This is a genomic window from Planctobacterium sp. AWM4_229 (assembly GCF_056160305.1).
In genome coordinates, this window is sequence record NZ_JBSWWX010000005.1 from 337,304 (window position 1) to 350,462 (window position 13,159).

Annotated in this window: 11 protein-coding genes and 2 tRNA genes; 3 read left to right on the forward strand and 10 right to left on the reverse strand. The window is 46.2% G+C overall.

The features are described 5' to 3' along the window. Positions 1-211: 211 nt before the first annotated feature. From nth to ACXAGP_RS13260, 9 genes are all read right to left on the reverse strand, one after another. Complete coding sequence (gene nth / locus ACXAGP_RS13220) at positions 212-892, reverse strand: endonuclease III (RefSeq protein WP_475261947.1); 681 nt, start codon at positions 890-892, stop codon at positions 212-214. Between the two features lie 29 nt (positions 893-921). Then, entirely contained in the window at positions 922-1,620 is a 699-nt protein-coding gene (locus tag ACXAGP_RS13225; RefSeq protein ID WP_475261948.1) for an electron transport complex subunit E, read from the reverse strand. Continuing rightward, a complete protein-coding gene (rsxG, locus tag ACXAGP_RS13230) occupies positions 1,613-2,251 on the reverse strand; it encodes an electron transport complex subunit RsxG (RefSeq protein WP_475261949.1) in 639 nt (212 codons plus the stop codon). Before rsxG ends, ACXAGP_RS13225 begins: the two co-directional genes overlap by 8 nt. After that, on the reverse strand, positions 2,248-3,354 hold the full coding sequence (gene rsxD, locus ACXAGP_RS13235) for an electron transport complex subunit RsxD (protein WP_475261950.1): 1,107 nt from the start codon (positions 3,352-3,354) through the stop codon (positions 2,248-2,250). Before rsxD ends, rsxG begins: the two co-directional genes overlap by 4 nt. Before the next feature lie 6 nt (positions 3,355-3,360). After that, on the reverse strand, positions 3,361-5,490 hold the full coding sequence (gene rsxC, locus ACXAGP_RS13240; RefSeq protein WP_475261951.1) for an electron transport complex subunit RsxC: 2,130 nt from the start codon (positions 5,488-5,490) through the stop codon (positions 3,361-3,363). Between the two features lie 10 nt (positions 5,491-5,500). Beyond that, the gene (rsxB, locus tag ACXAGP_RS13245) at positions 5,501-6,043 is read right to left on the reverse strand and encodes an electron transport complex subunit RsxB (RefSeq protein WP_475261953.1); all 543 of its coding nucleotides are present in this window, start codon (positions 6,041-6,043) and stop codon (positions 5,501-5,503) included. Positions 6,044-6,052: 9 nt separating this feature from the next. Continuing rightward, positions 6,053-6,637: an electron transport complex subunit RsxA gene (gene rsxA / locus ACXAGP_RS13250; protein ID WP_338293500.1), complete on the reverse strand. Its 585-nt coding sequence runs from the start codon at positions 6,635-6,637 to the stop codon at positions 6,053-6,055. Positions 6,638-6,779: 142 nt separating this feature from the next. Then, a tRNA-Asn gene (locus ACXAGP_RS13255) sits at positions 6,780-6,856 on the reverse strand. Positions 6,857-6,884: 28 nt separating this feature from the next. Then, positions 6,885-6,961: transfer RNA gene (locus ACXAGP_RS13260), tRNA-Asn, on the reverse strand. 1,203 nt (positions 6,962-8,164) lie between these two features. Between ACXAGP_RS13260 and ACXAGP_RS13265 the strand changes: the two genes are divergently transcribed. From ACXAGP_RS13265 to ACXAGP_RS13275, 3 genes are all read left to right on the forward strand, one after another. Next, positions 8,165-9,493 carry an MATE family efflux transporter gene (locus ACXAGP_RS13265; protein ID WP_475261954.1) on the forward strand — a complete coding sequence of 443 codons (1,329 nt, stop codon included), beginning with the start codon at positions 8,165-8,167 and terminating at the stop codon, positions 9,491-9,493. Next, complete coding sequence (gene uvrB / locus ACXAGP_RS13270; protein WP_475261955.1) at positions 9,490-11,490, forward strand: excinuclease ABC subunit UvrB; 2,001 nt, start codon at positions 9,490-9,492, stop codon at positions 11,488-11,490. Before ACXAGP_RS13265 ends, uvrB begins: the two co-directional genes overlap by 4 nt. A gap of 188 nt (positions 11,491-11,678) precedes the next feature. Further along, positions 11,679-12,632, forward strand: coding sequence for a LysR family transcriptional regulator (locus ACXAGP_RS13275; RefSeq protein ID WP_475261956.1), 954 nt, complete (start codon positions 11,679-11,681; stop codon positions 12,630-12,632). Positions 12,633-12,696: 64 nt separating this feature from the next. Here the strand turns inward: ACXAGP_RS13275 and ACXAGP_RS13280 are convergent, their stop codons facing one another. Beyond that, positions 12,697-12,924: a hypothetical protein gene (locus ACXAGP_RS13280; protein WP_338293495.1), complete on the reverse strand. Its 228-nt coding sequence runs from the start codon at positions 12,922-12,924 to the stop codon at positions 12,697-12,699. Positions 12,925-13,159 lie beyond the last annotated feature (235 nt).

A 13,159-nucleotide genomic window follows, 5' to 3' on the forward strand; every position in this document is an offset into this window, starting at 1 on the left:
TAGCAATTGGAGTTGGTATTTTGTCAACCAGCAGTTGCATTTCATCAAAAAGCTCTAAAATCAGACAAAATAGTATGCTATTTGAGTATTCCTTAGCAAACAGGCAGTCACTGACATTATTCAATTATGTAAACGGTGGAAGTTACTAAACACGGTGGGATACGACGGTCCTTGTCGTAGTTACTTAGATAGTTTGAAAAAGTATCGCTGCCTACTTTTTCTTTTTACTCTGTGCTTTCAATACTTCGTTGATAAAGCTTTTGCGCCCGTATTGGCGGGTAATGATGCACTTGTCCAACGAGAACCCGCGGGCCGGACAGTACTCCCGTCCGTAATAGATAATCTGTAGATGCAGGTCATTCCATTTTTCTTTCGGGAACAATCGTTTAGCATCGCGCTCGGTTTGCTCAACACTCTTACCGTTAGACAAACCCCAGCGATACATCAAGCGATGAATGTGGGTGTCGACGGGGAAGGCGGGGATGCCAAAGGCTTGTGCCATCACCACGGACGCGGTTTTGTGTCCCACACCGGGCATGGCTTCCAGGGCTTTGAAGTCTGCTGGAACTTGGCCGTTGTGTTGTTTGATGATCATATCTGACAGGTGCCAGATGCCCTTGGATTTCATGGGTGACAGGCCGCAGGGTTTGATGATCTCTTTAATCTCATCAATGCTAAGCATCACCATGTCGTATGGGGTATCGGCTCTGGCAAAGAGTTTTGGTGTGATTTGATTGACTCTTTCATCCGTGCATTGTGCCGACAACAATACCGCCACCAATAACGTGTAAGGGTCTTTGTGATCCAATGGAATTGGCACTTCTGGATAGAGCTCATCAAGGATGGCAACAATGGCCTTTACTTTTTCTTGTTTAGACAGGCTTGTGGTCATGCGTTATTTCTTTAATCTGTGAGAGTTGATCAGGCGTCGCTGGTGACTCGGGCACGGGTCACTTCTTTTTGTGTTTGTGGGCCTTCCACGGCATTCTCAACGCGGTCATTGAGCAGGTTTTTCAGCGCGATGAGAAGCCCCATACCCAAAAAGGCACCGGGCGGTAAAATTGCTAACAGGAAGGGACTGTCGGTGGTGAAGATCTGTAACTTCAGGCTGCGCGCCCATTCACCCAGCAATAAATGCATACCGTCAAACAGGGTGCCATTACCCAACAATTCACGCATGGCGCCCAACAGTACCAACACGATTAAAAAGCCCATCCCCATAATGAAACCGTCGTAGGCGGATTGCTTCAGCGGATTTTTTGACGCGTAGGCTTCCGCGCGGCCAATGATGGCGCAGTTGGTTACGATTAATGGAATAAATATCCCCAGTGCTTGATAGAGGCTATAGGTATAGGCCTGCATCAACAATTCAACGATCGTTACAAAGGTGGCAATAACTAGCACAAACACCGGAATTCGAATTTCATTCGGAACCAGGTTTCGCACTAAGGAAACTGTGCAGTTTGAGCCGATCAATACCAGGGTAGTGGCAATACCTAAGCCGAGGGCGTTCACCACCGAGCTGGTTACGGCTAGTAACGGGCACAATCCCAATAATTGCACTAATGCGGCATTATTTTTCCACAAGCCTTGCCAGGTCAGTTGTTGATATTCAGTCATTGGCGGTGTCCTTTGCGGCGTTGCATTGGTTTGGTAAATCAAATATCGCCTGGTAGTTTTCCTGTACGAAAATGACCGTGTCTTTTACACCGTTCACAATGGCGCGGGGGGTGATAGTGGCACCGGTAAACTGATCGAAGCGACCGCCATCTTTTTTCACTGCCCAATCAGGGCGGCTAACGGCTACTGTGGCTTGGTTATCGAAGGCGAGGATCCAGTCGCTGATACGCAGTTCAATTTTATCTCCCAACCCCGGTGTTTCTTTGTGCTCTAGCACTCTCACACCACCAATCTTGCTGTTATCGACCACGGAAACCAGATACTTGATATTGCCACCATAGCCTTGTTTAGTAACGGCTTCTATCACTAAACCCGATGGTTGTTGATTGAGAAAGCCGCGATAGACTTTATATTCGTCGCCAGCTGGTGAGCTAAGCACGGCGCAGTTTTGAGCAATGTCGTTATCCCAATAGTTTGCTGGAAATACCTCTGTGATGGTTTGCAGGGCTTTGCTTTGCACTTGTCTGGCGATAACCGGGGAAGTGACCCAATGAGTGATGGCAATTAGCATAGTGGTGGCAAGCGTAAAACCACCCAAGATCGCCCCATTTCTGGAAATACCCTTGATCATTTGTTGCTCCCGCTCTTGTGCTGGGCGCTTGATTGCTGGCCGTGACCATAAGTTCTTGGGCGCGTGTAATAGTCTATCACCGGAACACACATATTCATCAGCAATACCGAAAAGGCGATGGCATCTGGATAGCCACCCCAGGTGCGGATGATGTAAACCCAAAGCCCAACCCCAAAACCAAAGATTATTCGTCCTTTGTTACTGGTGGCAGCAGTGACTGGGTCGGTAATAATAAAAAACGCGCCCAACATAGTGCCACCGCTAAATAAATGTAGCAGTGGCGATACATTGGTATCAGGCGAAACAATCCATGCCAGCAGAGCTGGAATGCCCAAACCCGCTAACATACCCACCGGGAGGTGCCAGTTGATCAGGTTAAATTGCAGCAATAAAAAGCCGCCTAGCAGGAAAGCAATATTGATCCAGAACCAACCTTTGCCGAAACCCGCCGCAATGTTTCCTGCGTCGATAAAAAGGGCAGAGCTGGTAATTTCTGGCACCGTGAGGCCCTTGTTTAGCTGATTCTTAATTTCATCCAGCGGGGTGGCCATGGTAAAGCCATCAATGTTGGTTCTAAGCTGCAAGACGCTATAGCCTTCTGTGGTATAGCCGGTAAAGGTGATTGACAGGGCGTCCATCAGGTTATGGCTGATCTGAGACAGTTCCATCACTGGCGCCCAAGCAGTCATTTGTACCGGAAAGGAAATTAACAACACCACATAAGCTGTCATGGCCGGGTTAAACAGATTAAAACCCAATCCACCGTACAACTGTTTGGCGATAGCAATCGCAAAAAAAGCGCCAATGGCTGTCATCCACCAGGGGGCGAATGGCGGAATAGAGATACCAAGTAGCAATGCAGTAACAAGGGCACTGGAATCTTTAATGGCCAGTTCAAAATTCTTTTTACGCAGCTCAAGTATGAGCACTTCGGTAACGACTGCCACAAGGCAGGCGATAAAAATATTGATTAAAGTGCCAAAGCCAAAGAACCAGGTTTGCACCGCGATACCCGGTACCGCAAACAGCATGACCAGCTGCATGATTTCCTGGGTGCTGCGTTTCTGGCGTAAATGTGGAGAACTGGCAAGGAATAATTTCATAACGGGTTAGTTCTCGTCCTCAGTGTTATTTTCAGACTGAGCCTTGGCTGCTTTTTTGGCTTTAGCCCTGGCGATAGCCGCGGCAATTTTATCTTGTTTGGAAGGTTCAGCTGTTGCCATTTCATCCGAAGGCGCATCGTTTTGACTTGGCTCTTCCAGCACAAGCTCTGGTTGTTGCTCTTCAGCTTTCTCAGATGTCGAAGATTGAGTACTGCTTGCTGCATTGTTTTGCATTTTTTTCGCTTTGGCTCGGGCAATAGCAGCAGCAACACGGGCTTTTCTATCCTCTTCCGGATTCACTTCAGCGGCGTCTTTGGGCTCAGTGACTTCTTTGGGCTCAGCGACTTCTTTGGGCTCAGGGCTGACGTCGGTTGTGTCTTTTGCTGGCTCGGTTTGCGAGGTGCTTGGCTGTTCACCTTCAGCGTTTGTGGCCTGGGCTTGTTGCGCTTTTTTGGCTTTGGCTCTGGCAATAGCTGCCGCAACTCTATCTTGCTGACCGGATGGCGCTACGCTGCTTTGTGCGTCCTCTTCCTTGGTTGGCAAAGAAGCAGCCTCTGATTGTTGCTGCGCTTTTTTAGCCTTGGCACGGGCAAGCGCGGCAGCGACGCGATCATTTGCTGTGCCGGCTTCGGGCTTGTCGGGTTGAGTCTCTTTCTTTTTCTGCCGCTCAGCACGGGCTGCCGCACTTTGACGGGCTTTTTCTTCTCGCTCTTGTTTTTCTTTTTCTAAGCGAGCATTGCGGGCTTCAAAGCGTTCTTTAGCTTTGGCGGCTTTCAGTGCCTCATCTTCCTGAATGCGAATTTCTGCTTTAGCACTGCGATAGGAGTGCACCAGCGGAATATTACTGGGGCAGACAAACGCGCAGGCTCCACATTCTATGCAGTCAAACAAATTGAGCTCTTTGGCTTTGTCGTATTCTTTACTTTGCGCGTGCCAGTGCAATTGTTGTGGCAATAGACCCGCTGGGCAAGCATCGGCACAGGCTCCGCAGCGAATACAGGGTAGTTCCTCTCCCGGTGTGGGCATTTCAGTGTCGGCGGGAACTAATAAACAATTAGTGGTTTTTACCACCGGCACCAGGTCCGAATGCAAGGTATAACCCATCATGGGCCCACCCATAATGATACGTTTTTGCGCCTGTTTTTCGGTTATGTAACGGGCTTGCTCAATGGCATGTCCCACCGGAGTGCCGATTGGTAGCCAAGCGTTTTGTGGTCGCTCAATCGCTTCTCCGGTCAGGGTTACTACTCTTTCGATCAAGGGTTTACCACTGAATATCGCATCAGCTATCGCAAAGCAGGTACCGACATTGTGCATAATAATACCAATGTCTACCGGTAAGCCTCTTGATGGCACTTCTTTGCCGGTAAGCACCTGAACAAGCTGTTTTTCGCCGCCAGCGGGATATTTGGTTTCTACCGCACACAATAAATAGTTACTGTTATCCTGAAAGGCGATCTCCATCGCTGCAAACGCTTCAGGTTTGTTGTCCTCGATGGCAATGAGTACTTGCTGTGGCTTTAGAATATGACACAACACATCTATGCCTTGGCGGATTTGCCAGGCGTGTTCGCGCATGAGGCGATCATCTGAGGTAATGTAAGGTTCGCATTCGACACCATTGATGATCAGAAACTCGATGTTTTTGCCTGATGATAACTTGATGTGAGCAGGAAAGCCGGCACCGCCCATTCCGGCTATGCCAGCACTGCAAATTTCTTCTACGAGCGAAACACGAGGCAACGATTGGTAGTCGGAGAGGGGCTTGAGATCGATCCACTCTTCTTGACCATCGGGCTGTAACACAATGGTTTTTTCTTCAATACCGGAAGGGGAGTTGGATACGTGGTCCTCTACTGAAATAATGGTGCCAGACGTGGGTGCATGAATTGGCACCGCAAAGGGGTTCATACTATGGGTTAATTGCTGGCCTTTTAACACCCGCTGATTAATTTCTACTGAGACTCGACCGGCAACACCAACATGCTGTTTGACCGGGATATACAGTTTATCTGCCAAAGGAAGGCGTTCAATCTCTTGCTCATTAGATAGGGATTTTTTACCGGGCGGATTTACGCCGCCAGGAAACTGCCAAAACTGGCCTTTTTTTAGTTTAGCGATGATGTCTGTCAGCATGGCATTATCCCTACTTTACTTCTTTAATAGGGATGGCGTTAAGTTGCCAGCGCCAGTTCTTTTCGGTTTCTTTAACAGGCACCATATCAATGCAGTCTACTGGGCAGGGGGCGACACAGAGATCGCAACCGGTGCACTCATCAACGATAACGGTATGCATCTGGCGCGTTGCACCAACAATAGCATCCACAGGACAGGCCTGAATGCACTTAGTACAGCCGATGCATTCGTCCTCGCGAATATAAGCGACTTTTTTAACGTCTTCTTCGCCGTGGGCGGCGTCCAGCGGTTTCGCTTCAACGCCCATTAATTCCGCAAGTTTTTTAATGGTAGCTTCGCCACCAGGAGGGCATTTATTGATGTCGTCACCGTTGGCGATAGCCTCGGCATAGGGCTTGCAGCCGGGATAACCGCATTGGCCACACTGAGTTTGCGGTAATATCTGGTCGATCTGATCAACGAGTGGATCGCTCTCAACACGAAAGCGAATTGCCGCATAGCCTAATAATGCGCCAAAAAGTAATGCCAGCAGCGTAATCGCAATAAAACTCAAACCGACTCCCTAAGAAAACTTAACCAATCCAGAAAAGCCCATAAAGGCCAGTGACATTAATCCCGCAGTTACCATCGCGATAGCAGCGCCTTTAAATGGCACCGGAACGTCAGCTGCGGCAAGGCGTTCCCGCATGGCAGAAAACAACACCAATACCACTGAAAAGCCGATAGCGGCACCAAAGCCATATAATACTGACTCAACAAAACTGTGTTGCTCTTTAATATTTAACAAGGCGACACCCAATACCGCGCAGTTGGTAGTGATGAGAGGTAAGAAGATACCCAGCAAACGATATAGAGTAGGGCTGGTTTTATTCACCACCATTTCGGTAAATTGCACCACCACCGCAATCACTAAGATAAAGCTGAGGGTGCGCAGGTACGTCAGCCCTAATGGAAACAGGACGTATTGTTCTACCAGGTAGCTGCAAACTGAAGCGAGCGTTAATACAAAAGTCGTCGCCATTGACATACCAATAGCCGTCTCCAGCTTGCTGGAAACGCCCATAAAGGGGCACAAACCGAGAAACTGTACAAGGACGAAATTGTTCACGAGTACCGTGCTTAAAAGCAGCAGCAAAAATTCAGTCATGAGCGCATTTTAAAGATTATAGGGTGAATGGTGAAAAACGGAGTCTATTATCCAGTTTTATGAGCAGATAAACAACTTATGAATCATAAGGTTATTTTTAGTTTTTACTGAAAAGTGCGAAGAAATATGCTGAAGTAAAGAGTGGCTCCCCCTCCCCGACTCGAACGGGGGACCTGCGGATTAACAGTCCGTCGCTCTAACCAACTGAGCTAAGGGGGAACAGATAGACATTTTGTGTCAAATTAAGTGGCTCCCCCTCCCCGACTCGAACGGGGGACCTGCGGATTAACAGTCCGTCGCTCTAACCAACTGAGCTAAGGGGGAACGTAACTTAATTTTTACGTTGCTAAAGAGGCTTAAGTTTGAGGGCATCACAACCCGCCTCGTCACAACGGACGCGAATAATAAAGAGCTGACCGGGAGGTGTCAATATTATTACAAAATTATTTTTTCAATCGCTGATTTATTCGCCTAAGAAGTCGCTATCACTGCGTTTAATCGTAAAAACAGAATGGCTTGTCGGAAAGTACTGAAGTTCTTCGGAAATGTTCTGGTGCGACTGAACCAAAATGAAAAGTCATTCATATTTAGATTGGTATACGACTGTTTTTTGTCACTTATAAGTTGTGGGTTAAACGTATCCCACAGAATACGATTATAAAAATGACAAATTTATGAAAAAAAGATCTATTAAATGATCTGGATACTGATTTTACATACAGTGATTAACAATTTGTTAACGACATTAAGCGCTGCTTAACGTTAGTGTTAACTTACCTTTTTTTTACCACAAAACCTCCAACATCCCGTGTTTATTGGGAAATCCACAGTTATCCACTAAATCTGTGGATAACTATGTGAATTAAATTAGAACACATGCGCGCAGGCCCCAATGTACCGTGTCAAGTTGTTATCTAAAAAAATCTAAAATAAGTGATTAAGTTCAATCAAAACAATAGCTTAAGATTTCGTTAAGAATTGCCACCCCGACTCTGGTTTATTTTTGAACAGCGTTTTTTAGCTTGTGTGTTATTTGTTAAGTCAACAAAAAAAAATTAAAAAAACACACTTTTTTTGCTTGATTTTGTTTTGCAAATGGCTAAGGCATCAAGAAAGATGAAAGCGGTTCCAAAGTCGAAGTGACTGTAATGGCGCCTCGTTGAAACAAATACATAGATATTTATATGACATTTATTTGACAATCGGGTTGGTTTGCTGCGCTTTTTGTACTTTTTTGCTGTTGCACCTGCCAGCCAGTCATTTTTATAATTTATTGCAAAGCAATAATTCGACAAAAAAAAGTTACAAACTAATCTGTAGACGGCGTAGCCTATCCTGAAACCATAAAGTAAACTAAGCGACAATTCTGGCTGAGCAAAGAATAAGACGGTCGTTTAACCGGTCAATATTTGATATCTAAACTAAGCCCCAAACTTCCATTACCAATAAACGAGTAACCATATAGTGTCCAGCGCCTCAAGAGCACCCAATTTATTAGAAGGGAACATTCACTCGACCCTGAAAACGATGACCATACCCGTCGTTTACGGCATGATCTTGCTGATGACCTTTGGACTGGTGGATACTTTTTTCGTCAGCCTGTTAGGGACTGAACAACTGGCAGCTATTAGTTTTACATTTCCTGTTACCTTCACTGTTATCAGTTTGAACATCGGTTTAGGCATAGGTACCTCAGCGACTATTGCCCGCCTGATGGGCGCCGGTGATAAAAGCACGGCTCACGGGGTCGGCACTGGCGCGTTAATACTTTCCTTTATTATGGCTTCTGTATTGGCCGTTGTGGGATTCATTTCAATTGAGCCTATTTTTACCCTGCTGGGGGCATCTGAAGCGGAAATGCCGTATATCAAAGATTACATGTTAGTTTGGTACGGTGCCGGAATCTTTTTGTCGTTGCCCATGGTGGGTAATGCTGTGCTCAGAGCCAATGGTGATACCAAAACACCCAGCATGATTATGGCCTTAGGTGGCGCCATCAATGCCATTCTTGATCCGATCCTTATTTTTGGATGGGGTCCCATTCCTGCTATGGGGATACAAGGTGCTGCCTTGGCCACGCTTATTGCCTGGGCAATAGGGAGCGGGCAAATCATTCATTTGCTGGCCTTTAAACGCAAGTTGATTATGCCAAGAATGTTGAGTTTCTCTGAGCTGAGAGAATACAGCCGGAATATCTTAAAGATTGGTGTGCCAGCTGCCGGGGCAAATATGTTGACGCCCATTGCTAACGGTGTCATGACTGCGATAGTGGCAGGCTACGGCTCGGCTGCAGTGGCTTCTTGGGGAGTAGGGGGGCGAATTGAGTCTATTGCCAGCATCGTGATACTGGCTTTGTCTATGACCTTACCACCATTTATTAGTCAAAATTATGGTGCCTCTAAGATCAATCGGGTAAAAGACGCTTATGTGATTTGCCTTAAGTTTGTTCTGTTTTGGCAGTTTGCGGTTTTCCTTGTAATGTGGTTTTTAGCGCCATTTATTGCACAAGTGTTTGCTCAGGAAAAAGAAGTGGTTAACCTCATTCAATTATTCTTGATGATTGTGCCCATTGGCTACGGCTTACAGGGGATTATCATTCTCACCAATTCTTCTTTTAACGCCATGCACAAGCCTATGAGCGCCCTGTTTTTAAGTGTGATCAGATTGTTTGTTTTCTTCGTACCGATTTCGTGGTTAGGTAGTTTGTTATTTGAACTTAAGGGCATGTTTTGGATGGGCGTTTTTGCGAATTTCCTGACGGCTACCGTGGCCTTTATTTGGTTTAGAAAATTACTTAATGAAGAAATGGATTCAATTACCAGTAACAATACGGGGATAAGTGATACAGCATCATGACCAGGGGATTCGAACTCAAGTCTAAATATCAACCAGCAGGCGATCAACCTCAGGCAATCGACGCATTAGTAGAAGGTTTGGGTTATGGCCTTGCCCATCAAACTTTGTTGGGGGTTACGGGATCAGGCAAAACCTTCACCATGGCCAACATTATTGAAAAAGTGCAGCGCCCCACACTAATCCTGGCCCACAACAAAACGTTGGCTGCGCAGCTCTACGGCGAGATGAAGGAGTTTTTCCCCAATAACGCGGTTGAGTACTTCGTGTCTTATTATGATTACTACCAGCCAGAAGCCTATGTTCCCACCACAGACACCTTTATAGAAAAAGACGCCTCTATTAATGATCACATAGAGCAGATGCGCTTGTCGGCTACCAAAGCTTTGATGGAAAGGCGAGATGTTGTGATTGTCTCCAGTGTCTCCGCTATATATGGTTTGGGCGACCCTGAGTCCTACATGAAAATGCTGCTGCATTTGCGCCAGGGCGATATCATGGATCAGCGAGACATTTTGCGTCGACTGGCTGAACTGCAATACAAGCGCAACGACGTCAACTTTGAACGGGGTACCTTCAGAGTGCGCGGAGATGTTATTGATATTTTCCCCGCAGATTCAGAAAAACAAGGGGTTAGAGTCGAATTGTTCGATGAAGAAATCGAGCGTATTCAATTATTTGATCCCTTAACTGGCACTATCGAAAAACAAGTGGCCAGAGCGACAGTATTTCCCAAAACCCATTACGTTACACCCAGAGAAAAAATTCTGGATGCCATTGAGCGTATTAAGGTCGAGCTTAAAGAAAGACAAGGGCAGCTCAAAGAAGTTAACAAACTGATTGAAGAGCAGCGCATAACGCAGCGCACCCAATTTGATATCGAGATGATGACAGAGTTGGGTTATTGCTCTGGCATTGAGAACTACAGCCGATATTTGTCCGGTAGAGACCCGGGTGAGCCGCCGCCAACATTAATTGATTATTTTCCGGCTGATGGCTTGATGTTCATTGATGAATCTCATGTAACCGTGTCGCAAATCGGTGCTATGTACAAAGGCGACAGGTCCCGAAAAGAAACTCTGGTGGAGTATGGTTTTCGTTTGCCTTCGGCACTGGATAATCGCCCACTCAAATTTGAAGAATTTGAAACCTTAAGCCCGCAAACTATTTATGTTTCCGCGACGCCGGGCAAATACGAGCTGGAGAAATCATCCGGTGATGTGGTAGAGCAGGTGGTCCGGCCCACAGGGTTGGTGGATCCGGAATTAGAGATCCGTCCGGTTGGCACCCAGGTTGATGACTTATTGTCTGAAATTCACAAGCGGGTGAAGGTTAACGAACGCGTGTTAGTGACGACGCTGACAAAACGTATGGCAGAGGATCTTAGTGATTATCTGAACGAGCATCAGGTCAAGGTACGCTATCTGCACTCCGATATTGATACCGTTGAGCGGATGGAAATTATCCGGGATTTGCGCTTAGGAAAATTCGATGTATTGGTGGGGATCAACCTGTTGCGAGAAGGCCTGGATATGCCAGAAGTGAGTTTGGTTGCGATATTAGATGCCGATAAAGAGGGCTTCCTGCGCTCCGACCGCTCATTGATTCAAACCATTGGTCGCGCTGCCCGAAATATTAATGGTAAAGCTATTCTGTACGCTGATTCCATAACCGGCTCTATGCAGCGAGCCATCGACGAAACTAATAGACGCCGCGAAAAACAAGAAGCCTTTAACGAAGAAAATGGCATAACGCCACAACCACTGCACAAACCTGTTACTGATGTGATGGATATGGGCAGCGATGGTGAAGGCACAACCGATGATCTAGCTGCGGAGGCGCCAGGGCAATATAATCTTGATCCTAAGTCACTTATGGCAGAAATTGCGCGACTGGAAAAACAAATGTTTGAGCATGCTCAGAATCTGGAGTTTGAACAAGCAGCCGCGGTTCGAGACCAGGTTGAGGCATTGCGCTCACAAGTGGTTCAGCGCTCATAAACTGGGATTATCCCACTCAAAACAGCCATTTGGGTTAAATAACTCTACACATTTTCACGGATTTGTAGTGCTACTTCACAATTTGAAGCCATCGCTCGGGCAACTTCAGGTTTTGTGAATTAGTATAAAATCAAATACGTTTGGTGTGGCTTTATCTACACCAGTTATAGAAAAAAGTGGTGAGTATCATGTTAAATCGTCTTCAGGAATCCGATATTAAGTTGTTAAGGGTGTTTTTCGCCGTAGCATCGTGTAATGGATTTACCGCAGCGGAGCCAGTGTTACGTATGCAAAGACCTAACATTAGTGCGGCAATCAAAAAGCTGGAAGAAAGATTGGATTTGATTTTGTGCCAACGAGGACGAGGCGGTTTTCAGTTAACCAAAGAAGGGGAAATTGTTTATCAGGAAACCAAGCGCATTTTCAGTGCTTTTGATAACTTTGTGTTTAACCTGAAAAGTTTACACGACGATTACTCTGGCCACATTACTCTGGTGGTGCAATCCTCTCTCTCATCGGGCGTTATGGCTGCTGTAGCAAAAGCGGTGCAAAGCACCATGAAAAAATTCGACGATATTCATGTAAATATTCAGACTCGCCAATATCAGGAAATAGAGCATGTTGCGCTTTCTGGTGAGTGCCACCTTGTATTGTCTTGTTATGATTTAGTAAAGCCTGAATCGGTGAACTTTAACGAGATTAACTCAAGTGTTACCGGCAAGTTGTATTGTGCAAAGAGCCATATCCTTTCGAAAGTAGACAGTTTGAAAGAGGTGGCACTTGAAGACTTCCCGGCGGTAGGGATGTCCGGCCTGTCATCGGGTAATTACGTGCGCGATGGCCAAAGGTTATCAGTTAAAACCTGGTCAGATTGCTGGGAATCCTGCCGCTCGGCCATTATGACGGGAGAGTACATTGGCTTGTTACCTGATTACCTTGTGACCCCGGAAATGCAGGAGTTTATCGTGCCAGTGGCACAGGAGCAGTTTCAGTTTGAACACCAGCTCTATGTACTTAACGGCAAAAACGTGCGGCTCAACCCGGTACTTAAGCACTGCATTAAAGAGTTAACCTGGTTTATCGAGCAATCAGGGCAAGGAGTACCACCTCGACCAAAGCCAAGTCTGGCAGCGGTGAGCTAACAGCTAAACCTGTGCCAGCTTAATATGCCTTTAGAGTGCCTCGCAGCTTCTATGCTCGGGGCACCTAATGCAGCAGTCGCTCATCAAAGCTGCTACATTGACAATACGCCTCCAGAATTTCCTCGATGACTTTACCATCCAGTTTTTGTAAGCCAGATAGTGCTGCCAGAATTAAATCCTGAACATCATAAGGTAAGTGGCTTTGCTCCATAAACAAATGAGCTTTAATTGCCTCGTTTGCTGCAATAAATTTACAAAGTTCCACTGCTTGCGCAGAAATGACTGGATTCATCACCTTCTCCCGTTTGTGTTTTTTTGAACAGGCAGGGTGTTTGGGTTGAGTGCAGTTTAAATTTTTATAGTGTAATAACTATAGTCGATTGTAATGCTGGCATTAAACCAAATCATTCTTATGATTTGGCATTTCTGCTTGTGTAGATATATGTGGGTTTGTGTAGGTCCTGCTTTAGCTGGACAAGGGCGTATGGTTTAACCTCCGCTGTCCGACTCGCCGTTTAAACGTTCCC